The 26,313-nt window shown below is 72.6% G+C and carries 21 protein-coding genes and 1 pseudogene; 12 read left to right on the top strand and 10 right to left on the bottom strand.

Translation table 11 applies throughout. The features are described 5' to 3' along the window. Positions 1–667: pseudogene (locus VGD85_RS20595) on the top strand (hypothetical protein); the annotation flags it as partial. Between the two features lie 46 nt (positions 668–713). Next, positions 714–854, top strand: coding sequence for a hypothetical protein (locus VGD85_RS20590; protein WP_331065302.1), 141 nt, complete (start codon positions 714–716; stop codon positions 852–854). A gap of 48 nt (positions 855–902) precedes the next feature. Here the strand turns inward: VGD85_RS20590 and VGD85_RS20585 are convergent, their stop codons facing one another. Next, a complete protein-coding gene (locus tag VGD85_RS20585; protein WP_331065301.1) occupies positions 903–2,099 on the bottom strand; it encodes a glycosyltransferase family 4 protein in 1,197 nt (398 codons plus the stop codon). Between the two features lie 44 nt (positions 2,100–2,143). On the opposite strand from VGD85_RS20585, the gene VGD85_RS20580 reads away from it, so the two are divergent. Together VGD85_RS20580 and VGD85_RS20575 are read left to right on the top strand one after the other, a co-directional pair. Continuing rightward, positions 2,144–2,881: a class I SAM-dependent methyltransferase gene (locus VGD85_RS20580; RefSeq protein WP_331065300.1), complete on the top strand. Its 738-nt coding sequence runs from the start codon at positions 2,144–2,146 to the stop codon at positions 2,879–2,881. Further along, positions 2,878–7,029, top strand: coding sequence for an alpha-(1->3)-arabinofuranosyltransferase domain-containing protein (locus tag VGD85_RS20575; RefSeq protein WP_331065299.1), 4,152 nt, complete (start codon positions 2,878–2,880; stop codon positions 7,027–7,029). The genes VGD85_RS20580 and VGD85_RS20575 overlap by 4 nt, the downstream gene beginning before the upstream one ends. Here VGD85_RS20575 and VGD85_RS20570 read toward each other — a convergent pair. The 4 genes from VGD85_RS20570 to VGD85_RS20555 are packed head-to-tail and all read right to left on the bottom strand — an operon-like array spanning position 7,002 to position 13,670. Then, positions 7,002–8,813 (bottom strand): hypothetical protein, encoded by a 1,812-nt coding sequence (locus VGD85_RS20570; protein WP_331065298.1) that lies wholly within the window; start codon positions 8,811–8,813, stop codon positions 7,002–7,004. The genes VGD85_RS20575 and VGD85_RS20570 overlap by 28 nt on opposite strands. Then, entirely contained in the window at positions 8,810–10,006 is a 1,197-nt protein-coding gene (locus VGD85_RS20565) for an acyltransferase (RefSeq protein WP_331065297.1), read from the bottom strand. The genes VGD85_RS20570 and VGD85_RS20565 overlap by 4 nt, the downstream gene beginning before the upstream one ends. Beyond that, a complete protein-coding gene (locus VGD85_RS20560) occupies positions 10,003–11,862 on the bottom strand; it encodes a hypothetical protein (protein WP_331065296.1) in 1,860 nt (619 codons plus the stop codon). Before VGD85_RS20560 ends, VGD85_RS20565 begins: the two co-directional genes overlap by 4 nt. After that, positions 11,859–13,670 (bottom strand): hypothetical protein, encoded by a 1,812-nt coding sequence (locus VGD85_RS20555; RefSeq protein ID WP_331065295.1) that lies wholly within the window; start codon positions 13,668–13,670, stop codon positions 11,859–11,861. The genes VGD85_RS20560 and VGD85_RS20555 overlap by 4 nt, the downstream gene beginning before the upstream one ends. Positions 13,671–13,787: 117 nt before the next feature. On the opposite strand from VGD85_RS20555, the gene VGD85_RS20550 reads away from it, so the two are divergent. Beyond that, positions 13,788–14,711: a DUF3068 domain-containing protein gene (locus tag VGD85_RS20550; protein WP_331065294.1), complete on the top strand. Its 924-nt coding sequence runs from the start codon at positions 13,788–13,790 to the stop codon at positions 14,709–14,711. A gap of 15 nt (positions 14,712–14,726) precedes the next feature. Here VGD85_RS20550 and VGD85_RS20545 read toward each other — a convergent pair whose 3' ends face one another. Then, the gene (locus VGD85_RS20545) at positions 14,727–15,536 is read right to left on the bottom strand and encodes a class I SAM-dependent methyltransferase (RefSeq protein ID WP_331065293.1); all 810 of its coding nucleotides are present in this window, start codon (positions 15,534–15,536) and stop codon (positions 14,727–14,729) included. Positions 15,537–15,747: 211 nt separating this feature from the next. Here VGD85_RS20545 and rpsA point away from each other — a divergent pair, with 211 nt between their 5' ends. Then, a complete protein-coding gene (gene rpsA, locus VGD85_RS20540; protein WP_331065292.1) occupies positions 15,748–17,220 on the top strand; it encodes a 30S ribosomal protein S1 in 1,473 nt (490 codons plus the stop codon). A 62-nt stretch (positions 17,221–17,282) separates the two neighbouring features. Here rpsA and VGD85_RS20535 read toward each other — a convergent pair whose 3' ends face one another. Then, positions 17,283–17,417, bottom strand: a complete 135-nt coding sequence (locus VGD85_RS20535) for a hypothetical protein (protein ID WP_331065291.1) — start codon at positions 17,415–17,417, stop codon at positions 17,283–17,285. A gap of 75 nt (positions 17,418–17,492) precedes the next feature. On the opposite strand from VGD85_RS20535, the gene VGD85_RS20530 reads away from it, so the two are divergent. Then, entirely contained in the window at positions 17,493–18,455 is a 963-nt protein-coding gene (locus VGD85_RS20530; protein WP_331065290.1) for a GlxA family transcriptional regulator, read from the top strand. Here VGD85_RS20530 and VGD85_RS20525 read toward each other — a convergent pair. Beyond that, on the bottom strand, positions 18,452–19,696 hold the full coding sequence (locus tag VGD85_RS20525; protein WP_331065289.1) for a class I adenylate-forming enzyme family protein: 1,245 nt from the start codon (positions 19,694–19,696) through the stop codon (positions 18,452–18,454). The two genes, VGD85_RS20530 and VGD85_RS20525, sit on opposite strands and share 4 nt — an antisense overlap. A gap of 75 nt (positions 19,697–19,771) precedes the next feature. Between VGD85_RS20525 and VGD85_RS20520 the strand changes: the two genes are divergently transcribed. Further along, positions 19,772–20,338 carry an RNA polymerase sigma factor gene (locus tag VGD85_RS20520; protein WP_331065288.1) on the top strand — a complete coding sequence of 189 codons (567 nt, stop codon included), beginning with the start codon at positions 19,772–19,774 and terminating at the stop codon, positions 20,336–20,338. Further along, a complete protein-coding gene (locus VGD85_RS20515) occupies positions 20,331–21,152 on the top strand; it encodes a hypothetical protein (protein WP_331065287.1) in 822 nt (273 codons plus the stop codon). The genes VGD85_RS20520 and VGD85_RS20515 overlap by 8 nt, the downstream gene beginning before the upstream one ends. On the opposite strand, the gene VGD85_RS20510 is transcribed toward VGD85_RS20515, so the two are convergent. Next, complete coding sequence (locus VGD85_RS20510; protein ID WP_331065286.1) at positions 21,149–21,835, bottom strand: TetR/AcrR family transcriptional regulator; 687 nt, start codon at positions 21,833–21,835, stop codon at positions 21,149–21,151. The genes VGD85_RS20515 and VGD85_RS20510 overlap by 4 nt on opposite strands. A 109-nt stretch (positions 21,836–21,944) precedes the next feature. Here VGD85_RS20510 and VGD85_RS20505 point away from each other — a divergent pair, with 109 nt between their 5' ends. Next, positions 21,945–22,907, top strand: coding sequence for an NAD-dependent epimerase/dehydratase family protein (locus tag VGD85_RS20505; protein ID WP_331065285.1), 963 nt, complete (start codon positions 21,945–21,947; stop codon positions 22,905–22,907). Here the strand turns inward: VGD85_RS20505 and VGD85_RS20500 are convergent. After that, complete coding sequence (locus VGD85_RS20500; protein WP_331065284.1) at positions 22,904–24,562, bottom strand: methyl-accepting chemotaxis protein; 1,659 nt, start codon at positions 24,560–24,562, stop codon at positions 22,904–22,906. The genes VGD85_RS20505 and VGD85_RS20500 overlap by 4 nt on opposite strands. A gap of 265 nt (positions 24,563–24,827) precedes the next feature. On the opposite strand from VGD85_RS20500, the gene VGD85_RS20495 reads away from it, so the two are divergent. Continuing rightward, positions 24,828–25,247, top strand: a complete 420-nt coding sequence (locus VGD85_RS20495; RefSeq protein WP_331065283.1) for a YciI family protein — start codon at positions 24,828–24,830, stop codon at positions 25,245–25,247. Further along, on the top strand, positions 25,244–26,313 hold a 1,070-nt coding region (locus tag VGD85_RS20490; RefSeq protein ID WP_331065282.1), incomplete at its 3' end, for an RNA polymerase sigma factor. The genes VGD85_RS20495 and VGD85_RS20490, both read left to right, overlap by 4 nt.

Below are 26,313 nucleotides of genomic sequence, written 5' to 3'. Positions count from 1 at the left end.
CCGCTGCGCCGCACGGGCCCCGCGGCCGGTCGTCGCGATCGCCGGCGCGCTGCTGCCGCTCGCGTTCCTGCCCGACGCCGCCTGGGGCGTCTCCGGGGCACTGCGCCCGTCGGCGTACCCCGACTCCTACGCCGCCGCCCGCGCCGCCCTCGACGGTCTCGAGGACGCCCCCGGGGGCGACCTGCTGGTGCTGCCGTTCACGAGCTACCGCCAGCCGGCGTGGACCCACGACCGCAAGGTCCTCGACCCGCTGCCGCGCTACCTGCAGCGCGACTACCTCGTCAACGACGAGCTCGTCGTCGACCGCCGGGTGATCGCGGGGGAGGACCCCCGGGTCCCGCAGGCGCTGGCCGCGCTCGCCGCGCCGACCCCGCAGGCCCGCGCCACCGCGCTCGGCCGGCTCGGCATCGGGCTCGTCGTGCGCGAGCGCGACGTGCCGAGCGGCCCGGGCTACGACGCCCGGATCGCCGGCACCCCCGTCTGGACGGGCCCGGACCTGGAGCTGCTGCGCCTCGACACGCCGGTGCACGTGCGGGAGGTCTCGGGTGCGCGCCGCGCCGCCCTCGCGCTGGCCTGGGGAGCGTTCACGCTGCTGCCCGTCCTGGCGCTCGCGGGGGCGGTGCGACGAACGTCACGTAGATTGCGGCGCGGATCTACGGTCAGGTGATACGGTCTGCGCCGGGAGGAAGGGAACTCACGTGCAAGCATTTCTGGTGTCACTGCTGAGCGTCGTCGTCGGCGGCACGCTCGCGGGCGCGACCGTCGTCGGCCTGGTGAAGTCACAGACCGCTCCGCCGGAGAAGTCCCCGGCCAACGTCAGCCAGCCGGCCATCGAGTACGGCTCGACCAACTAGTCGTCGGCCGGATCCGTCTCGGGGTCCCATCCGGGTCTCACTCGGGTCTCACTCGCCGGTGGCGTCCTGGTCGCTGACCAGCTCGCCACGCAGCGCCGAGGCCACGACGTGCGCGAACGCGGCCTGCGAGTGCCCCCACGTGTAGCCCGCGCTGTGCTGCAGAGCCCCGTCCGCGAGCCGCTCGCGGGCGGCGCGCTCTCGCAGCAGCCCGCCGAGGGCGGCCGTCAGCTCGGCCTGGGAGTGGACGAGGATCCCCGAGACCCCGTCGACGATCGACTCCTGGGTGCCGCCCGCGCCCGCGTAGGCCACGGTCGGGGTCCGGTGTGCGGCGGCCTCGCCGACGACGAGCCCCCAGCCCTCCTTGATCGACGGCAGCGCCATCACCCAGGACTCCTCGTAGACCTCCTGCTTGCGGACCTCCGACACATGACCCTCGAAGACCACCGTGCCCCGCTCGACGAGGTCGCGGGCGTACTCGTGCAGCTCGGCCTCCCACCAGCCGCTCCCGACGACCCGCAGCCGCAGGTCGGGGAACTCCTCGCTGAGCGAGCGGGCCGCGTCGATGGCGTGCTCGACCTGCTTGTGGGGCACCAGCCGCCCCACCACGCAGATCGACGGGTGGGCGGACTTGCGGGCCGCCACGGAGACCACGGGGTCGGTGCCGTTGTGGACGACCGCGATCCGGGGACCGTCGACGCCGAGGGCGCGCAGCTCGGCTCGCGTGGCGCGCGAGACCGTGACGTACTGGCAGCGCCGGTAGAGCCGCGGCGCGACCCGGCGCTCGATCCACCACCCCACGCGACCCGTGAGGCCGGGGTAGACGACCGGCCACTGCTCGCGGTGCACGTGGTGCACCAGCACGACCACCGGTCGCCGGGTCACCAGCGGGCTGAAGAACGGCAGCCCGTTCTGGACGTCGACGACCAGGTCGACCCGCCCGAAGCGACGCCGCAGCAGCGACCACATGCCGAGCGCGTAGACGCTGACCTTCGTGCCGCGGCGTACGAACCGGACGCCGTCGACGGTCTCCACGGGTGCGGCGCCGGCGTACGCGACACAGAAGATCGTGACCCGGCACCCGCGCGCGACCAGGCCGGCGGCCATCTTCTCCAGGTAGCGCTCGGCGCCGCCGCCCTCCGGGTTGCGGGTGTCGCGCCAGCTCAAGAACACCACGCGGCGGCCGGCCAGGCGGCCGCCGGCGGGGCCGGCGGCGCCGGCGTCGGCGCGGGCGTCGGGGCGGGGCACGCGGCGAGGTTACTACCCAGTCACCTCTCGGATAGGGTGCGCGCATGCTGAGCGCAGGTCACTGGCGACCCGACCTGCGCCGATCGGTCCGGCTGCTCGCCGACTTCCGTCACGAGCAGGACGACCCCCGCCGGTTCTACTCCGCGCTGGCCGCGGACTCCATCGGCCAGCTGTCCGGCTACCTCGACCTGGCCGGCAGCACCGTGCTCGACGTCGGTGGCGGCCCGGGCTACTTCCGCGACGCGTTCGAGCGCGCGGGCGCGACGTACTGGGCCCTCGACGCCGACGTCGGCGAGCTCGCCGGGCTCGGCTCGATCGCCCGCGGCACCGTCGTCGGCGACGGGATGAACCTGCCCTTCCGCGACGACGCCGTCGACCTGTGCTACTCCTCGAACGTGCTCGAGCACGTGGCCCGGCCCTGGGCGATGGCCGAGGAGATGCTCCGCGTCACCCGCCCCGGCGGCATCGCGTTCCTCTCCTACACGGTCTGGTACGGGCCCTGGGGCGGCCACGAGACCGCGCCCTGGCACTACCTCGGCGGCCGGCTGGCCCGGCGCCGCTACACCGCCCGGCACGGGCACGAACCGAAGAACCGGTACGGCGAGTCGCTGTTCCGCGTGACGGTGCGCGACGGCCTGCGGTGGGCGCGCCGGCAGCAGGCCGGGGAGGTCATCGCGGTGCTGCCTCGCTACAACCCGCGGTGGGCCTACTGGCTGACCCATGTCCCGGTGCTGCGCGAGCTGGTCACCTGGAACCTCGTGATCGTGGTGCGGAAAGCGTGACCGGACCGCGAGACGCCCCCACGACGGGCGTCGCCACGACGCGCCTGCGGATGTGGGGCTATGCCGCCGTCCTCGCCGCGATGGCGTTCTCCCAGTCGGCCGGCCGGATGGTCGCGGACACCAAGTTCGACCTGGTCACCAACCCGGCCAAGTTCCTCGGCAACGCCCTGCACCTGTGGGACCCGTCCGCGGCGTTCGGGCAGATCCAGAACCAGGCCTACGGCTACGCCTGGCCGATGGGGCCGCTGTTCCTGCTCGGCGACCTGGCTCACGTGCCGGGCTGGGTGGTGCAGCGGCTGTGGTGGACGCTGCTGCTCTGCGCGGCGTTCTTCGGGGTCGTCCGCGTGGCGCAGCGGCTCGGGCTCGGCACCCCCCTGACCCAGGTGGTGGCCGGGTTCGCGTTCGTGCTCACCCCGCGGATCACCACGCTGCTCGGCGGCACGTCGGTCGAGATCTGGCCGATGGCGCTCGCACCGTGGGTGCTGCTGCCGCTGATCGTGGGCAGCGAGCGCGGGTCGGTACGCCGGGCCGCGGCGCTGAGCGCCCTGGTGGTCGCGTCGTGCGGCGGGGTCAACGCCATCGCCGTCGCGGCGGTGCTGCCGCTCGGGGTCGTGTGGATCCTCACCCGCGCCGGCGGCCCGCGGAAGTGGCGCCTGCTGGGCTGGTGGACGCTGTTCACGGGCCTGGCGACCCTGTGGTGGAGCGGCCCGCTGCTGCTCCTGGGCCGCTACAGCCCGCCGTTCCTCGACTACATCGAGAACGCGACGATCACCAGCATCCCCACGGGTCTGTCGCGCACGATCGTCGGCGAGTCCGACTGGGTCGCCTACTTCGCGGACATCGACTACACCGCCGGTCAGCAGCTGGTCACCACGCCGTTCCTGGTGCTCGACGCCGCCGCGATCGCGGCGCTGGGCCTGGTCGGCATCGCCCTGCGCAGCAACCCGCACCAGCGGTTCCTCACGCTCGGCCTCCTGGTCGGCGTGGCCCTGGTCGGCTTCGGTTACTCAGGCGAGCTGGCCGGCTTCTTCGCCGCCGACCGCACCGACCTGCTCGACCAGTCCCTCGCCCCCTTGCGCAACCTGCACAAGTTCGACGTGGTGCTGCGGCTGCCGCTGGTGCTCGGCCTGGCCCACGTGCTGGCCCGGCTGGCGGCCTCGATCCGCGGCAAGGGCGCGGGGCCGGCCGTCACGATGCTGCGGGTCGCGACCGGGCTCGCGCTGCTGGCCCTGGCCCTGCCGTGGGCGCAGGACCGGATCGCCCCCCGCGACGGCGTCGAGGAGGTCCCGGACTACTGGGCCGCGGCCGCCGAGCACCTGGCGAGCACCGACGACGGCACGGTCGCCCTGGAGATCCCCGCATCCGCGTTCGGGGTCTACAGCTGGGGCAACACCCACGACGACGTGCTCCAGGGGCTCGCGGACAGCCCCTGGGCGGTCCGCAACGTCATCCCCCTCGCCCAGCCCGGCAACGTCGTGTTCCTGGATGCGGTCACCCGGTTCGTCGAGTCCGGACACCCGGGCCCCGAGCTCGCGCAGTACCTCGCGGCCAACGGCGTCGGCCGGCTCATCGTGCGCAACGACCTGGACCGGTTCGAGACCGGCGCGCCGGATCCGTCGTACGTCGCCAGCGTGCTGCGAGCCTCGCCGGGCATCGAGCTGGACCGGTCCTTCGGCCCGCGGGTGGGCGCCGACCCGGTCTCGCGGGGGCCCGACGAGAAGACCCGGGTGATCGAGGGCTCCGGGCTGTCGACGGAGGTCGGCTCCGTCGACGTCTACGACGTCGTCGGTGCGCACGCGGCGTACCTCACCTCGGGCCTCAAGGCGCTCGCCGGCGACCCGGGCAGTGGACTCAGCGCCACCGTGGGCTCGCTCACGGGCGGGCAGCCGGTGCTGGCGGCCGACGCTCCGGACGGCGCGGTCGGCCAGGTCCTCACCGACGGCATGAGGCGGCGCGAGACCAACTTCGCGGCGGTGCGGTGGAACGAGTCCGACACGATGGCCGCGGGGAAGGCCTACCAGCTCGTCGGGCCCGAGCACGAGCACCGCGTCCTCGACGACCCGGAGCGCTGGCAGACGACCGCGTCCTGGTCGGGCCAGGTCACGTCGGTCACGGCCAGCTCCAGCGAGGCCAGCGCGGAGGCCCGGCCGCCGCTGCAGATCGGCTCGCACCCGGGCGCCGCGCTCGACGAGGACCCCGCGACCGCGTGGCGCTCGGAGCGGCAGCTGGACCCCACCGGGGAGTACTGGCAGGTCAGCTTCGGCTCCCGGGTCGGGGTCGGCGAGCTGACCGTCCGGCTCGCCCCCGACTCCGCCCCGGTCGACCGGCTCGACCTGTGGGCGGGTGGCGAGCACGTCGAGGTCGCCGCGCCCCGGCCGGGGCGGGCCCGGATCTATCACACGACGCTGGGCGCCGGCGAGTTCCTGCGGGTGACGGCGGCGGGGCGCGACCTCGGACTGCCCGGGTCGTTCGCGATCGCCGAGGTCGGCGTGCCCGACCTCCTCGCCCAGCGGGTACTGGACCTGCCCGAGCCCGACCCGCGGTTCCCGGTCGACCTGGTCTCGCTGACCCGCGACCCCGATCGCGCCGCGTGCGCGACCGCGGGGGAGGGCTACGCCTGCCTCGACGTGCTGGCGGCTCCCGGCGAGGACGGCGACACCCTGGCTCGGCGCTTCGTGGACGAGACCGGCGGCGACTACACGCTCTCGGGGACGGTCTCGCTGCGCCGGACCGTCTCGGGCGACGGCCTGTTCGAGTCCGGGCTCACGGCCCGCACGGACAGCTCGAAGCCGACCGACATCGCCAGCGGACCGGCCGCGACCCTCGACGACGACCCGGGCACCACCTGGGTCGCCCACCGGGCCGACGAGACCCTGACGGTGCGGTTCCCGCGTCCGCAGCGGCTCAGCACGGTCGAGGCGACGATCGGTGCGGACGCCCCGGTGGCGCGGCCCACCGCCCTGCTCGTCTCCTCCGGTGACCGCGAGCGGCTCGTGCGCCTGGACCGGTCCGGACGCGGCACGCTCCCGCCGTGGACGGTCCGCACGCTCGACGTCCGGATCGCCGACAGCGACACCGCGTTCCTCGTGGTCGGCCAGCAGTTCGAGACGGCGCCGGCCGGCATCAGCAGCCTGTCGTTCGGGCGCGGGCTCGAGCCCGCGCGCGCCACGGAGCAACGGGTCTTCCCGTGCGGCACCGGCCCCGACATCGCCGTCGACGGTCAGGTCCGCCAGACCAGCGTGGTCGCCTCGGTGCGCCGGCTGGTGCGCGGCGCCAGCGTTCCGTTCGTGGTCTGCGGCTTCCCCACGACCGCCCTCGGCGCGGGCTCCGACCACGCCGTGCTGGCGCGGCCGTCGAAGCTCTTCCGGGTCGACACCGTCGACCTGCGGCACGTCGGGGTCCAAGTGGCGGCGACCCAGCCGGTGACCCTCCACGTCGATGGCCGCGGCCAGCCGACCTCCGTGTCGCTGCCCGAGCGGCGCACCGAGTCGGTGCTCACCGTGCAGCAGAACGTCAACGAGGCCTGGGTCGCGACGCTGGACGGAGAGCGGCTGCCCCGGGTCCGGGTCGCGGGCTGGAAGCAGGGCTTCCTGGTCCCCGCCGGCGCCTCCGGCGAGGTGCTCCTGAGCATCCCCGCCGACCGGACCTTCTCCGCCCTCTTGGTCCTGGGCGCCGCCGGTGTGGCCCTCGTGGCACTGGTCGTGCTGGTCCCGCTCGTACGCCGGCGCCCGGTGGGCATCGACCGACCGGAGCTGGTCACCGCCCGCCCCGGCCTCCTCGACGCGACCGTCGCGCTGGCCGCCGGTGGCCTGCTCATGGGGTGGTGGGGGCTCGGGGGCGTCGCCGCTGCGCTGGTCCTCGGACGACTGCTGCAGCGTCGCTTCGAGGGCTGGGCGGTGCTCGGCGGTCTGACGTTCCTCATCGCCTCCCTGGCGATGACCTGGACCGAGCTCAACCAACGCTCCTGGGCCGTCGAGTGGACGCAGGCCTGGAGCATGGCGGCGCTGGCGGCGGTCGCCGCCGGGCTGGCCGGTCGACCACGCGACGTGGGTCGGCGCCGGGCGCCGGGCGGGGGCATCCGGCTGCGCCGGACGACCCCGCGGTCGGCGGGTGAGGACGGTCAGCCGATCGGCGGGCGTCCCGGGTAGCTGGTCGTCCCGACCTCGACCTCGTGCACGCACACCTGGGCGCCGGGATCGGTCGGCGCGACCCCGATCGACTCGTACTGGCCGGCGCCGGACAGCTCGATGAGGTGGGTGCCATCGAGGAGGGAGGCCTCGGTGGTGGCCTCGCCCCGGGTGATCCGGACCGGGGTGGCGGTGCTCGCGGTGTACTCGATCCGCAACCGCCACACCGCACCGAAGACCGGCCCGTCGAGGGGGATCACGCCCCGCGTGCCGCCGTCGACCAGGTGGCCGGTGCAGCCACCGGCGCGGGGCGGAGGGCCGGAGCGGCGGGCGACGTCGAGGTCGGGCTCCACCAGGTGGCCGCTCTGGTCCACGACGTAGAACTCGTCCTGCAGCACCGTCGGGAACCGGACGCGGTCGCCGTACTGGCTCAGGGCGATCGAGTGCACGCCCTCGGGCCCGCTGAACACGTAGCCGGGGAGGTGGTCGTCGACCAGGTCGACCGGACCCTCGTGCTCGTCCAGGTCGTGCTCCAGTGCCGCGAAGTAGGCGCGGGGCGACTCCTCCTGTGGCACGTGCAGGAGAGGGAACGTGGCCGCGCTGCGCACCGAGAGCGCGACGACGACCGCCGTGGCGAGGAGGGCGGGTGCCGGACGGTCCACCAGCCAATGGGGCTGGCGGCGCTCCGAGCCCTCGAGCGCGTCTCGCACCGGGAGGAAGGCCAGGCCGATCGCGAGCGGGATCCCGACCGCGAGCGGTGTCGTGAACCGCAGGTCGAGGATGAACGACGGTCCGAACACCACGCGGGTCTTGGCCATCAGGGCCACCAGCACGAGCAGCTGTGCGAGCGGGATCGACCACGCCCGCAGCGCCCGGTCCCGGGTCAGGGCCGCCAGGCTGAAGACACCGGCGACGGCGAGGAGCCCGGCGAGGCGCACGATCGTCGGCGGATCGACGTCGAACTGGGCGGCCCACACCTGGTGCCATCGCACGGGCCCGCCGATCGCGGCGCTGGGCACCACGGTCCCCAGGACGTTGACGAAGTACTCGCGCCACGGGACGCCACCGTCCGGCGCGTCCTGCGGGCTCCAGGCCGTGGCGAGGTAGATCGCCGAGTACGCCGCGACCACGAGACCATGACCCACCACGAGCGGACGCCGCGTCCGCCAGAGGTGACGGATCCGCTCGGCCAGCGACCCGGTGGCGAAGTAGCAGACGCTGATGAGCACGAGCGGGAGATAGGCGAGCAGCGCCAGCTCCGCGAACGCCAGTCCGAAGCAGACCCAGGCGATGCTCGCGGCCAGGTCCCGACCGCGCGGCTCACGCAGATAGCGCACGGCCGCGTCGGTGGCCCATACGGTCGCGACCAGGGCGGGCAGGTGGTTGATGCCGGCCGCCCACCAGGACGTGAGCGAGATGAGCCAGGGGGAGGCCAGGAAGTAGGCGAGGAGCAGCAGCACGGCCGGGTGCGGCCCGAAGAGCGTGCGCAGCAGCCGCAGCAGACCCGCCGACGCCAGTGCGAACAGGACCATCAGCTCCGCGATCGCGACCGGGTAGTCGTAGGGCCGGCCGACCGTCGTCAGCCAGGCGGCGACCCGGCCCGCGGGCATCACGTGTCCGATGTAGGGCTCGACCAGTGCCCGCGGGCCGATCCCGTCGTGTGCAGCGGTCGCGACGATCGGGAAGTCGTCGACGTAGAACCAGGTCTGGGCGGCGGCCCAGGTGCGGAACCCGACGGCGGCGACGATCAGCAGCGTGCCGCCGACCAGGACGCGATCTCGGCCTGCGTGACGAGCGAGCGTCACGGAGCGACCTCGGGCGCCGGCGCGACCGTGCGGTCCGCGGGCTCCATCCGCGCGAAGAAGCGGATGTTCTTGGCGCGCAGCACCGGTCGCTCGAGGACGTAGAACGAGATGCTCGACAGCGCGAACGTGATGGCCAGGGTGAGCCCAGCGACGGTGAGGAACCGGCCGGTGAACACCTCGAGGTCGAGCATCCAGAACACCATGTTCAGCACCAGCAGGTGGATCGCGAAGATGCCGTAGGAGATGTCGCCGAGCCAGGTGGGGACCGGGCCGGCCAGCCGGTCGCGGATCCAGCCCTCGCGCTCGGGGCCGAACACGAGCGGCAGCACGAAGAAGGCGCCGGCGACGGCGTAGAGCACGACCTTGGCGCCGGCCTCCCAGGCGCCCGGGGTGAGGAGCAGACGGGGACCGGCGAGCGGGGTGCAGGCGATGGCGAAGACCGCCCCGGCGAGGATCCAGCAGCCCGTGAGGTCGGCGCCGAGGCGATCGAGGGCCCGGCCGACCCGCGTCGCGTCGGGCGTGACGGTGAGCGCCGCGGAGCACGCGGCGTACGCCATGCCGACCATGAACCACGGCAGGTAGCCGGGCAGCCACTGCGCGTAGTGCCCCTCGTGTCCCGGGATCTGGGCGACCCGCACCTGCCAGGCGACACCGAGCACCGAGAGGACCGCTGCGACGACCAGGACGCGCCGCAGGTCCAGTCCGCGGGGGCGGCGGCCGGTGAGGGCGACGCACAGCAGCGGCAGCAGCACGTAGAAGGCGACCTCGGTGCACAGGCTCCACATCTGGGTGAGCGAGCTCGGCAGCAGGCCGTGGAAGTAGAGCTGGGTCAAGGTGAGGTTGCTGAGCCACTCGCGCAGGCTCGAGCCGTCGTTGGCCGGGTCCGCGGCCAGCGCGATCACGACCACGACCCAGTACAGCGGGAGGATGCGCAGGGCCCGCTTCCACAGGTAGTGCCGTGCCGAGGGATGGTGCTCGCCGAGAGCGGCCGCCAGGAACCACGGTCGGCTGAGCAGGAAGCCCGAGAGCACGAAGAACAGCGTCACGCCGAAGTCGAAGCGGGCGAGGACCGCGCCGGTCCAGCCGTCGTTGATCCGGCCGGTGTTGAACGCCGAGTGCGTGAGCACCACCAGGATCGCGCCGACGGCCCGGAGCGCGTTGAGGGTGGGGAACGTGCGGTCGCGGTGCCTCACGGCGCCTCCTGCGGCTGTGGTCGGCCGACGGTGATGTCGTCAGTGCAGAGTGTCGCGGTCCGTGAGGAGCGGGCGAGGGTGATGCTGTCGAAGTCCCCGCGGCCGGCCACGTAGAGGACGTGCTCCCCAAGCGGCAGGATGACGTCGTACGTCGCCGACCCGGCGGTGACCGTCGCAGCCGTCTGCTCGGCGGCCAGGTAGTGGATCCGCACCCACCATCCGCCGAAGGCCACCGGCCCGTCGAGCGGGATCCTGGTCGGGCGTCGGAAGATGTTCCACCCGCACCCCTCGCGCGGCCCCGGCTCCGCCTTCCGGACGGCCGCGATCCGCACCGGACCGATGGTGCCGTCCTCGCCGGCGATCATCAGGGTGTCGACCGCCGAGGTGCGGAAGTCGACCCGGTCGGCGTACGGCGCGAGCAGGCGGCTCTGCAGGTTGGCCGGGAACGCGAGCCCCCACATGATGAACGTCGGCACCTGGGTGTCGACGAGGGGGACCGGCCGCTCGGCGTCCTTGATCGGCCCGAGCAGGTTGGCGAAGTACGGCTCGCCCTCCGCGTGGGAGCTCCAGTACGTCGCGAACTGGGTCGACGACACCAGCCCCAGAGCACAGACGGCGGCGATCGCGGCGGTGACCCGTGCGGGCACGTCCAGGAGCCGGCTGGCCGCTCGTGGCTCCACCGTCTCGACCGCGCCGCGGACCGGCAGCGTAGCGAGTGCGAGAGCGAGTGCCGTGGCCGCGCCCAGCTCGCTCTGGTAGCGGTACTCCAGCGCGATGATGTCGCCGACGAGGCTCGCGCGGCCGGCGAGCACGAGGGCGATGTCGCAGCCGAGGAAGAACGCCGGCAGCCACCAGGCACGCAGGCTGCGCAGCCGGGCCCGGTGGATCGCGCGCACGACCAGCACGATCACCACGACGCTCGCGGCGGTCCCCAGCGCGCCCGGGTCCGGCAACGATCCGGGGCCCTGGTGGGTCCAGGCGAGGGGGCCGCCGACGACGGCCGGGGCGTAGGCCTGGAACGCCATGTTGGTGGCGACGCCGCCGAGCAGGTCGTTGCCGGCCTCGGAGGCGCTGAAGTTCAAGCCGACGGTCGCGTACAGGCCGAGGTAGCCCGCGCCCGCGAGGACGAGCAGCAACGTGGCGGCGCGGTAGTCCTCCCACATCGTCCGGACGCGGTCGCGGAGCGAACCGGTGGCGAAGTACGACAGCGAGACGATGCCGATGGCGCCGAGGACGAGCACGGTCTTCTCGTAGAACACCAGCCCGGCGGCCAGCCAGGCGATCGTGACGAGCAGGTGCCGCCGCTCGCGCGTGCGCAGGTAGGAGACGTGGGCGGCCAGGGACCAGAACAGCACCACCTGCATCGGGATCTGGTTGACGCCGGCGGCCCACCAGACGGCCATCGGCGTCGAGAAGACCGTGAACAGGTACAGCGCGAGCGGGGGCAGGATGCCGGGCCGCAGCCCGAACATGCGGACGAGGAGCACCAGCAGGCCGATGTCGGCGAGCGCCTGCATCGCCACGAGCATGGCCCCGGCGACGGTGAAGTCGTAGGGGTGGATCTCGCCGGCCAGCCAGGTCAGGTACAGGCCCCCGGGCATGAGGTGCCCGGCGTACGGCTCGGTGGCGGCGGCCAGGGACGGTCCGTCGTGCCACATGCGCGACATGAAGGAGAAGTCGTCGCCGACGTACCAGGAGATCGAGGTGATCCAGATCCGGTAGCCCAGGTGGAGCGCGATCAGCACGACCGCGGCCTGGGCCACCCGGCTCTGGCGCAGGGTGGCGGCGTCGAGGCGCAGCGGGGCCTCGGTCGGCGGACGCGTCTCTGCCCGCAGCCGGCGGCTCACCGGCCTCATGACGGCGAGCTCACGGGGGTCGGGACGCCGAGGTCCAGCGTGGCCACGCAGAGCCCGGAGGCACGTGACCGCCGGTCCTCGTCGGCGAGCCGGACCGAGTGGAACTCGCCCTCGGCCTCGAAGTACAGGTTGTGCAGCCCCCGCGGGAGATCGACCACGTAGGAGCGGTCGCCCGCCTCGACCCGCAGAGTGACCTCCACCGGGCTGGCGTAGCCGAGCTGGATCCACCAGCCACCCCCGATGACGGGGCCGTTGAGCGGGATCGTCGTGGTCCGGTCCGCCGGGAGGGAGTAGCCGCACCCCCCGGTCGGGACCATCGAGCGGACGGGCGGGATCACCACGGGCGCCAGTCTGCCCGCGTCGTCGAACAGGTAGAGGTTGTCGACCGCGGTGTCGGGGTAGGTGATCTTGCCGGTCGCCGCCGGCAGGCTGCGGAACACGTGGCTGTAGGTGTTCTCCGGGAACCGGTAGGACCACAGCAGGGTCTGGGGGAGGCCGGCGTCCACGATCGGGACCGGGCCGTCGGCGGTCCGGAGCGAGGCTGAGACGTTGTCGAAGAAGGACTCGCTCGGGTTGGCGCCCTGCCACTGGTCGACGTACCGGACGCTCGACCAGGTCGCGAGCGCGACGACGGCCAGCACCGCGGCGGCGACGTACGACGACCGCTCGTAGGGGCGCGGCACGTCGGGGCGCTCGGCGTTGACCTCGCGAGCTCCGACGAGCGGGAGGAGGGCGAGCCCGACCGTGAGGACCACCAGTGCGCCGGACTCGGTCTGGTAGCGGAACTCGCGGGCGATGTCGGGTCCGACGATCGAGGCCCGGGCCGAGGCGAGCAGGATGACGTTGGCGGCCATCGTGAACACCAGCGGCAGCCAGGCGCGCCGGCTGCGGGTGCGGGTGCGGAACGCGTAGTAGGCCAGGCCGCCGACGACCACCCACGCCGCGAGCTGCACGACGGTCGAGGGGTCCGCGAGCGAGCCCACCGTGACCGTCTGCCAGGTCAGCGGTCCGCCGACGGCGGCGGTCGCGAACGCGACCATGACGAGGTTCCACGCCAACGGCCCCCAGGACTGGCCGGTGGAGTCGGTGGGGGAGAAGTCGAGCCCGTAGGCGACGTACACCGCGAGGTAGCCGCCGCCGAGCACCGTGAACGCGACGATCGCGGGCCGGTAGGTGTTCCAGAAGTCGCGCAGTCGCTCGGGGGTGGTCGAGCCGGTGGCGAACCAGCAGAGCCCGACGATCGCGTAGACGCCGATGAGCAGCAGAGTCTTCTCGTAGCTCGCGAGGCCGGCGAGGGTCCACAGGAGCGCGACGACGAGTGGCCGGACGCGCCGGGTCCGCAGGTGGGCGAGGAAGGCGTGCAGCCCGAACGCCAGCGAGATCAGCAGCGGGAGCTGGTTGATCCCGGCGGCCCACCACAGGCCCGCGGACAGCGTGAACACATAGGAGAGGTACGCCGCGAGCAGCCCGACCACCGCCCACCGGTGCCCGAACATCGACAGCAGCAGCCGCAGCATCCCGAACCCGGCGAGCGCCTGCAACGCCAGCAGGGTCGCCGCCCACGGGAGCCAGTCGAAGGGCGCGGCGTCGTTGAGCACCCGCGTGAGGGCGAACCCCGCCGGCATCAGGTGGCCGCCGTAGGACTCCGAGAGGTAGTCGAGGTCGAAGGGCTGGTTGGCCGCGCGGGACATGAACGCCAGGTCGTCGAAGTAGAACCACGAGCCCCACAGCGCCCAGCCCCGGAACGCGAGCTGCGCCAGCACCAGTCCCACGCCGGCCAGCACGAATCGATCCGGTCGGCGCAGCACGCCGGGAGTGTGTCACACCGGCCGGGACAATTTTCGAGGACGAGTGTGACGGACGTCGCATTCGGAGCCGTCCGGACTGCTACGGTGCTCCGCATCGCATCAGCCTTGGGAGGGGACGTGAAGCGTAGATGGTTCGGACGGGCGCTGCTCGGAATGGGCGCCTTCTTGTTGGTGGCCGGGGTGCTCGCGACGGTGTGGGCCCCGGGTCTGGTCAAGCGGACGCCGCTGGACGTCAACCAGGTGACGCACCTGGACGGGACCGTGAAGAAGTACGACGCGCTGACCGGTGAGTTCCCGGAGAACCCGGTCAAGGTGGAGAGCATCACCAAGACCGACTCCGATCACTCCGGCGACGACATCGTCAGCTGGGTCCAGACCACGTGCGTGGTGATCGACGTCGACAACGCACCCGACTGCGTCGACGGCGAGGACCCGCGGCTGGTGGACGCGAGCACCGACGTGTTCGCGACCGACCGGGTCTCCGGACTGGCGGTGAACGACACCGACTACCTACCCGCCGACGCCACGCCCCACGAGGGCCTGATGAACAAGTGGCCGTTCGATGCCGAGAAGGTCACCTACCCGATGTGGGACGGCACCGCGGGCCACGCCGTGGACGCGGTCTACGACCGCACCGAGACCCTCGACGGCATCGAGTGCTACGTGTACAAGGTCGCGATCGACGACGCCCCGATCGAGATCGCCGAGGGCATCAACGGGACCTACGACAACCGGATCGAGGTCTGGGTCGAGCCCAAGACCGGCGCGATCCAGCAGCAGACGCAGGACCAGCAGCGCTACCTCGACGACGGCACCCAGGTGCTCGACCTCGAGATCGGGTTCACCGACGAGCAGATCAAGGCGTTCGCCGACGATGCCCGCACCAACATGCGGTTGCTCTCGATGATCACGGTGTGGATGCCGATCGTGGGCTTCGTCGGTGGCGCACTGTGCGTGCTGGCCGGGCTGGCGCTCCTGGTCGGCGTCGGTCGCCGCGACGAGGTCTCGATCGAGGCCGAGCGGGCGCCCGTCGCGACCTGACGGATCCCGCCGGGATCAGCCCAGCCGGGCGCCGAAGATCGCGGTCCCGGGGGTGAAGCGCCCCCGGGTCTGTGACCAGCCACCCCACACGCGCTCGTGGCCGGCCGGCCACTCCGGCTCGAGCAGGTCGGTGATCACGAAGCCGTTCCCGGCCAGCAGCGCCACCCAGTCGCCGAGCGTGCGGTGGTGCTCGACGTACGCCACCTGCCCGGTGGTGTCGTCGACCTCGACGTACGGCGTGCGGTCCCAGTAGGACTGCCCGGCCACGAGCCCGGCCTCCGACGGGTCGTCGGGGAACATCCACCGGGTCGGGTGGGTGATCGAGAAGGCGTAGCGCCCGCCGGGTCGCAGCACCCGGGCGGTCTCCGCGACGGCGTCGGCGATGTCGCTGACGAACTGGAGGGCGCCGAAGGAGGAGAAGACCACGTCGAAGGAGTCGTCGGCGAACGGCAGCGCGGTCGCGGTGCCGAGCACAGACGGGACCCGGATGCCGGTGGCCTCGTCGATGCGCCGCGAGTGCTGGAGCTGGCGCAGCGACAGGTCGAGGCCGAACGCGCGCCCGCCCTGCTGGCGCACCCAGCGCGAGCACTGGCCGGCCCCGGAGCCGACCTCGAGGACGTCGCGGCCGGCGACGTCGCCGAGCACCCGTGCCTCGGCCTCGGTGAGGCCCTCGGGTCCCCAGACGAAGCCCACGTCGCCGAGGAACTCCCCGTGGGTGGCCTGGTACTCGTCGGCGTAGCGGTCCCAGTCGGGGCCGTTGGCCCGGCGCGACTCGTCCTCGCTCACCGGCCGGCGCTCGACCCGCACCGGGGGCTGGTTCTCCACCCTGGGAGGATATTCCCCGGGCCCCGGCCGGCCGCCCGCGGGCGCTCGGTTGGACGAACTTCTCGCGCTCCGCGTACGCTCTAGGTTGCGCCGGAGGTCTGCCCTGGTCCCAGACGGAGCGGATCCGTGCTCGCTTTCCATCCCGTGGTTGGTGAAACGGACCTTCGACGTGCCCGTACGACTCCTATCCACCCAAGGAACAACCTCCCTTATGACGAGCACCATCTCGACTCTTCCTGACTACGACGCGCCGCAGGTGGCGGTCAACGACATCGGTTCGGAAGAGGACTTCCTCGCCGCGATCGACGCGACCATCAAGTACTTCAACGACGGTGACATCGTGGATGGCACCATCGTCAAGGTCGACCGGGACGAGGTCCTGCTCGACATCGGCTACAAGACCGAGGGCGTCATCCCCTCGCGCGAGCTGTCGATCAAGCACGACGTCGACCCCAACGAGGTCGTCCAGGTCGGCGACAAGGTCGAGGCCCTGGTCCTCCAGAAGGAGGACAAGGAAGGCCGCCTGATCCTGTCCAAGAAGCGCGCCCAGTACGAGCGCGCCTGGGGCACGATCGAGCAGGTCAAGGAGGAGGACGGCGTCGTCGAGGGCACCGTCATCGAGGTCGTCAAGGGTGGACTCATCCTCGACATCGGCCTGCGCGGCTTCCTGCCCGCCTCGCTGGTGGAGATGCGCCGCGTGCGCGACCTGCAGCCGTACGTCGGCCAGACGCTCGAGGCCAAGATCATCGAGCTCGACAAGAACCGCAACAACGTCGTGCTCTCCCGCCGCGCCTGGCTCGAGCAGACCCAGTCCGAGGTCCGCCACGGCTTCCTCACCCAGCTCCAGAAGGGCCAGATCCGCAAGGGCGTCGTCTCCTCGATCGTCAACTTCGGTGCGTTCGTCGACCTCGGCGGTGTCGACGGTCTGGTGCACGTCTCCGAGCTGTCCTGGAAGCACATCGACCACCCCTCCGAGGTCGTCGCGGTCGGCGACGAGGTCACCGTCGAGGTCCTCGACGTCGACATGGACCGCGAGCGGGTCTCGCTGTCGCTCAAGGCGACGCAGGAGGACCCCTGGCAGCACTTCGCCCGCACCCACCAGATCGGCCAGATCGTGCCCGGCAAGGTCACCAAGCTGGTGCCGTTCGGTGCGTTCGTCCGCGTCGAGGAGGGCATCGAGGGCCTGGTGCACATCTCCGAGCTCGCCGAGCGTCACGTCGAGATCCCCGAGCAGGTCGTCCAGGTCAACGACGACGTCATGGTCAAGATCATCGACATCGACCTCGAGCGTCGCCGCATCTCGCTGTCGCTCAAGCAGGCCAACGAGACCGCGACCGCCTCGGACGTCGAGGACTTCGACCCCACGCTGTACGGCATGGCGGCGACCTACGACGAGCAGGGCAACTACGTCTACCCCGAGGGCTTCGACCCCGAGACGGGCGAGTGGCTCGAGGGCTTCGACGAGCAGCGCGCGATCTGGGAGGACCAGTACGCCAAGGCGCACGCCCGCTGGGAGGCCCACGTCAAGCAGCAGGCCGAGGCCGCCAAGGCCGAGGTCGAGGCCGGCGAGGCCACGTCGTACTCCAGCGGCGGCAGCGACACCGACACCTCGGACGCCGGCGGCTCGCTCGCCTCGGACGAGGCGCTCCAGGCGCTCCGCGAGAAGCTCACCGGCGGCAACTGACCGCACATAGACGTTGACCCGCCCGAAACTTTCGGGCGGGTCAACGTCTATTTGGGAAGGGATCAGCGCGCGGCGCAGCCCAGGTCGTCGACGTGGCGGGTGCGGACGGCGGGACCGGCGAACCGGTCGTGGCGGGCGTAGCTGACCAGGGCGCCGAAGCCGGCGACCAGGGCCAGGAGGAACAGGATCGCGGTCATGGCAGAAATCCTGCTCTCGTTGCGATCCTGCCACCACTGGCAGGAATGCCGATGTTCGTTGATTTCCTGCCATCGATGCGTCAGTCTGGGCGGGTGCAGAAGGTCGCGGTGATCGTGCAGGACGGGGCCGAGCCGTTCGGGCTGGGCTCGCTGGTCGAGGTGTGGGGCGAGCCGGAGCACCCCGAGGACGAGACGCCGGTCTTCGACTTCCAGGTGTGCACGCCGCGTCCCGGGCGGGTGCGCGGGCGCTCCGACTACGACCTGGTCGTCGAACGCGGCCTGGAGGCCACCGCCGACGCCGACCTGGTCTGCATCAGCCCCAAGCACGAGCTGCTCGACCAGGACCCGGCGGTCCTGGAGGCGGTGCGCGCGGCGTACGTCCGTGGCGCGATCATCTACGCCCACTGCTCCGGGGTCTTCGAGCTGGGTGCGGCGGGCCTGCTCGACGGCCGGGAGTGCACGACGCACTGGCGCTTCACCGACCGGCTCGCCCGGATGTACCCCACGGCCGACGTCCGCCCGGACGTCCTCTACTGCCACGACGGCAACGTGCTGACGGGCGCCGGGTCCGCGGCCGGCATCGACGCCTCCCTGCACCTGCTGCGCGAGCAGTTCGGCACCAAGGTCGCGGCCAACGTCGCCCGGCGGATCGTCGTGCCGCCGCACCGCGACGGGGGACAGGCGCAGTTCATCGCCCGCGCCGTCCCCGACTGTGACGCCGAGACCCTCGGGCCGCTGCTGCAGTGGATCGTCGCGAACCTCAACGAGGACCTCGGTGTCGAGGCGCTGGCCCGCCGCAGCCACATGTCGCCGCGCACGTTCGCACGCCGGTTCCGCGCCGAGACCGGCACCACCCCGCACTCCTGGGTGACCCGCCAGCGGGTGCAGGCGGCCGAGGAGCTGCTCGAGCGCACCGACCACTCGATCGACTGGATCGCCGACGAGGTCGGCTTCGGCAACGCCGCCACGCTGCGCCACCACTTCGCCCGGGTCCGCGGCCTGAGCCCCCAGCAGTACCGGCGCCGGTTCGCGGGCTAACGCTCCGCGAGCCGGTCGCGGAGCACCTTGCCGGTCAGCGTCCTCGGGAGCTCGGTGAGGAAGTGGTACTCCTTGGGCCGCTTGGGTGGCGCCAGCCGCTCGCGGGCGAAGGTGTCGAGCTCGGCGGCGCTCGCCGCGCCGACGACCGCGGCGCAGACCCGCTGGCCCCGCCGGTCGTCGGGCACGCCGTACACGGCGATGTCCTCGACGCCCGGGTGCTCGCGCAGGGTGTTCTCGACCTCGAGCGGGTAGACGTTCACGCCGCCGGTGATCAGGAGGTCCTCGCGCCGCCCGTCGAGGTACAGGTAGCCGTCCTCGTCGAGACGGCCGAGGTCGCCGACCGTGAACGCACTCCGCCCATCGGGGAGGGCTCGCCAGGCGGCTGCGGTCTTGTCCGGGTCGCCGAAGTACTCGAAGCGGGCGTACGCCGGCACCGCGCACCAGATCGTGCCGTCGGGGTCGACCGACAGCTCGCGGCCCGGCCGTGCCCGGCCCACGGTGCCCGGGTGCTCGAGCCACTCCTCGCTGCGGCAGGCGGTGAACTGCCCCTCGGTGGAGCCGTAGAACTCCCACGTGGACCCGGCCGGGAACGCCTCGATCAGGCGCCGCTTGAGCGCGGGAGGGCACGGCGCGCCGGCGTGGGCGACCAGCCGGAACGAGGACAGGTCCGGCCAGCCAGCCTGGTCCCAGTGGGCGAACAGCCGCTGCAGGTGGGCCGGCACGCAGAACATCGTCGTGGGCCGCTCGCGCGCGATCGCCTCGGTCATCAGCTCCGGGTCGAACCCGCCCGGGGCGACGACGCGACCTCCGGCCAGCACCGTGCCCATCGCGAAGCGCAACGGTGCCGAGTGGTACAGCGGGCTGAGCACGAGGTTGACGTCGGTGTCGGTGAACCCCCACAGGTCCCGCTCCTCGGCGACCAGGGCCGCGGCGTCGTCCTCGCTGAGGAGCCCCGAGTACACGCCTTTCGGCGTGCCCGTCGTCCCGCTCGTGACGTGCATGGGGCGGGCCCGGGGCACGCCGACCGTGCCGGCGAGCGGGGTGAGCTGGTCCTCCGTCTCGACGACCAGGTGTGGATGGAGGCCCCCGAGGATCCGCTCGCGTTCGTACGCCGTCAGCCGGGGGTCCAGCGGGATCGCGATGACGCCGCGGGCCAGGAGTGACATCACCGCGTCGAGGTAGGTCAGGGAGCCCGGGACCAGCAGCGCGACCCGATCGCCTTCGCGCAGCCCTTCTCCCACGGGCCCCAGACTAGACACTCGGGAACTCCTCGACCGCAGCGGACATGGAGGGGTGTGCAGCGAGATGGGACCACGATGACGCAGGCCGGCGAGGAGGACCTCGTGGACGGCCTGCGCCGCGATGATCCCGAGGCGCTGGCCGCGCTCTTCGACCGCTACGGCGACCGCATCTACAACCACTGCTTCCGGGCGACCGGGGACTGGTCGGAGGCCGAGGACGCGACCGCGACGGTGTTCCTCGAGGTCTGGCGGCACCGACGCCGGGTGCAGGCCCACGACAGCTCGGCGCTGCCGTGGCTGTACGGCGTCGCCACGAACGTGTGCCGCAACCTGGCCCGGTCCCAGCGTCGGCGCCGGCGTGCGCTCGCGGCGCTCCCTCGGCCGCCGGCCGAGCCCGACCACGCCGAGCGCGTGGCCGATCGGGTCGGATCCGAGGAGCGGATGCGCGCCGTACTCGCGGCCGTCGACGCCCTGCCCGCCCACGAGCGCGAGGTGCTGGGCCTCGTGGCCTGGTCGGGCCTGACCTACGAACAGGCCGCCGCCGCGCTCGACGTACCCGTCGGGACCGTGCGGTCCCGGCTCTCGCGGGCCCGCGCCCGGCTCGCCGACCTGACGACGACTCGAGGAGAACGCGATGAGTGACCTGACACCCCCGCCCGAGGAGCCGCTGAGCGACCAGAGCCGCGCGCGCATCCGCCAGGAGCTGCTGCGGTCGACCCGCGACGAGCCCGGGGCGCGTGCTCGGTGGCTGGTCCCGGCCGTTGCGGCCGCCGCCGTGGTCGCCGTGGCCGGCCTCGGCGCATGGTCGGTGCAGGGTGGTGACGAGGCGAGCCCGGCGGCCCCCGCCACCTCGACCTCGCCCACTCCGCCGCCGCTCCCGGCCCCGGACGCGTCCACGCCCGTGCCGCCGCCCATCCCGGACCCGACCGGTGTGCACCAGGTCGGCAGGGGGACGTGTCGGGAGGAGGTCGCCAACGTCCTCCCACGTCCGCGCCAGGTCGTGACGTTCCCCGCGGACGGCGGCGCGACCAGCTTCTGGGAGAGCGGCGACGACCTCTCCCTGTGCGACGAGCGCGGTGGGGTCACGACCGTCCACAAGCCGGTCTCGATGAGTCGGTCCGACGGTGTGGCGCCGTTCCGGGTCAGCACGGTGCTCGAGCGGGTCGCCGGCGGCTTCCAGGTCACCCGGGTCGCCGGGGGACTGGTGCCGGCCGGGATGGAGGGCGTCTTCGACGTCCGCTACACGTTCCCCGACGGTCACACCGAGCCGGCGACGACCGTCCAGGACGACCAGGGCCGCACCTGGTGGCGGATGCTGTACTCCTACGACATCGGCAGCGGGAACGAGTTCAAGCAGCCGCCGATCACCGCGACGCTGTCCTACTCCGGCGTGCAGAAGACGTTCTCCCTGGACTGGGGGACCGACACCTGCGCCCAGGCGAACCATGGTTGCTAGCTGCTGAGTCCCAGGTCGGCCGCGAGCTGGGCGATGACCTGGCTGAAGTGGGCGTCGTAGTCGAGGATCCCGCGGTGCATGTGGCCGTAGAGCTCCATCGACGTGTGCCCGAACAGCGTCTTCCAGGCCATCAGCCAGCGCACGAGCCGCTCGTCGCTCAGGTCGACGTCGAGGGCGGGGCGGACACCGCCGAGCGCGCGGTGCTCCCTGGCGCTCACGGCGCGTGTCGGCGCCCCGAGCTCTTGCGCGGCGCGCTCGGACTCCTCGGCGATGCGGAGCAGCGTGCCCGGGACCCGCGCGGCTGAGGGGATCGTGGTCTCCGGCGCCGCGTACCCGGGCACGGGCGAGCCGTAGAGCAGTGCGTACTCGTGCGGGTTCGCGCGGGCCCAGTCGTGCACGGCGTGGCAGACCGCGGTGAAGCGTTCGGCGAGGTCGCTGCGCCGACGTACGCCGGCATCCGCCGCCTCCACCGCCGCGCCGATCTCGTCGTAGGCCTCGACGATCAACGCGGTCAGCAGGTCGTCGCGGCTGGGGAAGTAGCGGTAGACGGCGGAGGACACCATCCCGACCTCGCGCGCGATCGCCCGCAGCGACAGGGCTGCTGGGCCGACCTCCGCGAGGTGCCGTCGCGCCGTCTCCTGGATGGCGCGGGTGATCTCGAGGCGGTTCTCGGCACGGGACATGTCGCCATCCTGACACAAATCGAGAGCGGTGCTCTTGTTTTCGCGAGGATGCTGTGCCACGCTGAAGAAACCGAGAGCGGTGCTCTCGATTCTGACTTCAGGAGGAGACATGTCCGATCTGCACGTGATCGTCGGCGCCGGCCCCGTCGGCCGCGCCACCGCCGTCCAGCTCGCCTCGGAGGGCCACGACGTGCTGCTCGTCAGCAGGTCCGGCCGCGGGCCCGAGATCGACGGGGTGCGGCGGGCCGCCGCGGACGCGGCCGACGGCGACCGGCTCGCCGAGCTCGCGACCGGGGCCGTCGCGCTCTACAACTGCATCAACCCGCCGTCGTACACGGTGTGGCCGACGTACTGGCCGCCGGTCGCGGCCGCGTTCCTCGCGGCGGCCGAGCGCACGGGGGCCACGCTGGTGACCGCGTCGTGCCTGTACGGCTACGGACCGGTCGACGGCCCGATGATCGAGGGGATGCCCGACGCCGCGACCGGCACCAAGGCGCGGATCCGTGCCGGGATGTGGGCCGACGCGCTCGCCGCGCACGAGGCCGGGCGGATCCGCGCCGTCGAGGTCCGTGGCTCGGACTACGTCGGACCGTGGGTCACCAACGCCCACATCGCGCAGGTCACCGCGCGGGCCCTGGCGGGCAAGAGCGTGCGCGTCTTCGGCAGCGCCGACCAGCCGCACACGTTCACCGACGTCCGCGACATGGGTCGCGCGCTCGCCGCGGTCGCGCAGGCGCCGCACGCCTGGGGCCGGGTCTGGCACGCGCCGAGCAACGCACCCCGCACCCAGGCCGAGACCGTCGCCGACGTGTGCCGGGCGGCGGGTCGCGAGCCGGTCGCCGTGCGGGCCTGGCCGAAGGCGCTGCTGAGCGTCGGGGGCGTGTTCGTGCCGCTGCTGCGGGAGATGCGGGAGACCGTCTACCAGTTCGAGCGCCCCTACGTGCTCGACTCCAGCGCGATCACCCGCGAGCTCGGCCTCGAGCCGACGGCGTGGGCCGAGGTCTGCCGCGCGACCGCGCTGGGTGTCGACGACGCGACCCTGGGCGCCGCGCCGCCGACGACGACCTCCTAGTAACGGAACCGACCGACGAGCTGCTGCATCTTCGCCGCCATCCGGGCCAGCTCGCCGGCGGCCTGGCTGGTGCTGTCCGCCGCTGCCGTCGTGTCGTTGGCCGAGCGAGCCACGCCGGTGATGTTCTCGGCGATGTCGGTCGACCCGAGGGCGGCCTCGGAGACGTTCCTGGACATCTCGTTGGTGGTCGCGGTCTGCTCCTCCACGGCGGAGGCGATCGTGGTCTGGGCGTCGCTGATCTGGGCGATGATCCCGGAGATCTGGCTGATCGCCTCGACCGCCGCCTCGGTGTCCACCTGGATGGTCTCGATGCGGTGGCTGATGTCCTCGGTGGCGCGGGCGGTCTCCTGGGCGAGTTCCTTGACCTCGTTGGCGACCACGGCGAAGCCCTTGCCGGCTTCGCCGGCGCGGGCGGCTTCGATGGTGGCGTTGAGGGCGAGGAGGTTGGTCTGCTCGGCGATGGAGTTGATGACCTTGATGACGTTGCCGACCTCGGAGGAGGACTCGCCGAGCTTCGCGACGGTGGTGTTCGCGGAGTCGGCCACGCGCACGGCCTCCGCCGCGACGCCGGCGGCGCCGGTGGCGTTCTGGGCGATCTCGCGGATCGAGGCCGACATCTCCTCGGTGCCCGTGGCGACGGTCTGCACGTTGCGCGAGACCTGCTCCGCGGCGGCCGACACGAGCTCGGCCTGGGTGGCGGACTCCTGCGCGGACCCGGACATCTGCCCGGAGACGCTCGAGAGCTCCTCGGAGGCCGAGGCCAGGGTCTCGGCGTTGCCGGCGATGTCGGCCATCGCCTGGGCGAGCTGGGCGCTCGCGGTGTTCAGGGCCTGGGCCATCTGGCCGACCTCGTCCTTGGTGTCCAGGTCGAGGTGCTGGGCGAGCTCTCCGTCGGCGAGGCTGCGCAGCGCGTCCGCGGTCTGGTCGATCGGTCGGGTGATGCGGCGGGCGACGAACAGCGACAGGCCGAGCGTGATGAGCAGGCCGATCGCGAGCTCGAGGTAGACCATCGTGCGCGCGCTGGAGTACGTCGACTGCGCGTGCTCGACCGCGGTCTCGGCCTCGCCGTTGATCATCTCCTCGAGTGCGGTCAGCGTGTCGTTGAGCGCGGTCGCGATCGGCGCGACCTCCTTGTCCCGCAACGCCTCGAGCTGCTCGAACTCGCGCGCCCGCGCGAGCCTGAGGATCTCGCCGCCGGCCAGGTCGGTGTAGCCCGCCCAGCTGTCTCTGAAGTCCGCGACCATCTGCTTGTCGCGTGCGTCGAGAGCGGTGTTGTCCTCGAACTCGGCCAGGGCCGCATCGACCGCTTCGACGGAGGCGAGGTAGGAGTCGTGAGCCGGACCGTCACTGGTCTGGAGCTCGTCGGCGAGCGCGTCGATCCGGGTCTGGAGGAACGCCTGGCGCACCGCGTTGATGCGCTCGACCGGCTGGATCCCCTCGGTCTCGATCGCCGCCGCCTCGTCGGCGATCTTGCCCATCTCGATGATCGCGAGCTGGCCGATGGTCCCGGCGAGCACGATGCCGATCATCGACACCGCGAGCACCTTCGTGCGCAGTCGGCGGTCGTCGAACCAGCGCATCGAGCGCAGTCCCGAGCGCTGTCCCGACGGTCCAGGGCTCGCAGGTTCCGGTTGCACGGGCATGGGTGCTGACATCAGTGATCTCCTCGTCGGGAGCCGTCCGGCTCCGTCGTCTCGTCGCCCGAGAGCGCGACCCCTCACCCCCCACGGGTCCGGCGCGTCGCCGCCCTTGACATCGGTGTGCCGGGGGCGATGCTGAGGGCCCGTGACCGGGATCACGGTGCGGATTCCGCCGGAAGCGGGCGAAATCCTGCGGATCCGGTGTCGATCTGCGGCTGTCGCCGTACGACTCAGGTGCGAGAGGGTCGGCAGGAGACCCACGGACGCAGGAGGACGGACGATGAAGTACATGCTGATCATGCGCGCCACCGACGAGGGCGCCGGGTCCCTCGAGGACATGGAGTTCGAGGAGATCATGGCCACGATGGGCCGGTTCAACGAGGAGATGATCGACGCGGGCGTCCTGGTCTCGGCCGAGGGGTTCGAGGACGCCGAGCACTCGGTGGTCGTGGACTACTCGGCGCAGCCGCCGGTCGTCACCGACGGCCCCTACGGCGAGACCAAGGAGTTGTTCGGCGGCTTCTGGGTGCTCGACGTCGCCTCCAAGGAGGAGGCCGTCGAGTGGGCGAAGCGGGCTCCGATGGCGGGGCCCGGCCTGAAGACCGAGATCCGGCGGATCGCCAGCATCGACGAGTTCCCCCAGGACAACGTGTGGATCCAGAAGGAGCGGGCCTGGCGGGAGGCCACGGGCCAGCTGTGACCGGCTCCGGTGGCGGCCGCCAGGCGGTCGAGGCGGTCTGGCGGATCGAGTCCGCCCGGATCGTCGCCAGCCTGGCGCGCTACACCGGGGACTTCGCGCTGGCCGAGGACCTCGCCCAGGAGGCGCTCGCGCAGGCGCTCGTGACGTGGCCGCGCGAAGGCGTCCCGCAGAACCCGGCCGGCTGGCTGCTCACGGTCGGCAAACGGCGGGCCATCGACGCCTATCGTCGCCGCGCCGCCCTCGACGAGAGGTACGCCGCCCTCGCCCACGAGCTGGACGAGGCCGACGGGCCCGGCGCCGACGAGCTGGGCGACCCCGACCGGATCGAGGACGACACGCTCGCGCTGATGTTCATCGCGTGCCACCCGGTGCTCTCGCGGGAGGCGCAGGTCGCGCTCACGCTCCGCGTGGTGGGCGGCCTGACCAGCGACGAGATCGCCCGGGCGTTCCTGGTGCCGACCGCGACCGTGCAGGCCCGGATCACCCGCGCCAAGAAGACCCTCGCCGCCGCGCGCGTCGCGTTCGAGCTCCCTGAGCCGCACGAGCGCCGCGAACGGCTCGCCTCGGTGCTCAGCGTGATCTACCTGGTGTTCACCGAGGGCTCCACGGCGTCGTCGGGCGCCGAGCTGATCCGCGTCGACCTCGCCCGCGAGGCCATCCGGATGTCCCGGGTCCTGGCCCGGCTCGTCCCCGACGAGGCCGAGGTCCACGGGCTGCTGGCGCTGATGGAGCTCACCGCGGCGCGCTTCCCGGCCCGGACCGGGCCCGACGGTGACCCGGTCCTGCTCGAGGACCAGGACCGGCGCCGGTGGGACCGTACGGCGATCCGGCGCGGCCGCGCGGCGCTCGCGACGGCCGGTCGGGCCGGCCGAGGCCTGGGGCCCTACGGTGTCCAGGCCGCGATCGCCGAGTGCCACGCGGTCGCGCCGTCGGTCGCGGAGACCGACTGGGAGCGGGTCGTCCTCCTCTACGACGCGCTGGCCCGGATCGCCCCCTCGCCGGTCGTGGACCTCAACCGCGCCGTCGCGGTCGCGATGGCGCAGGGGCCGGCGGCCGGGCTGGCCGA

Source organism: Nocardioides sp. (assembly GCF_036401255.1).
GTDB lineage: Bacteria > Actinomycetota > Actinomycetes > Propionibacteriales > Nocardioidaceae > Nocardioides.
This window is presented reverse-complemented; position numbering and strand designations above follow the sequence as displayed.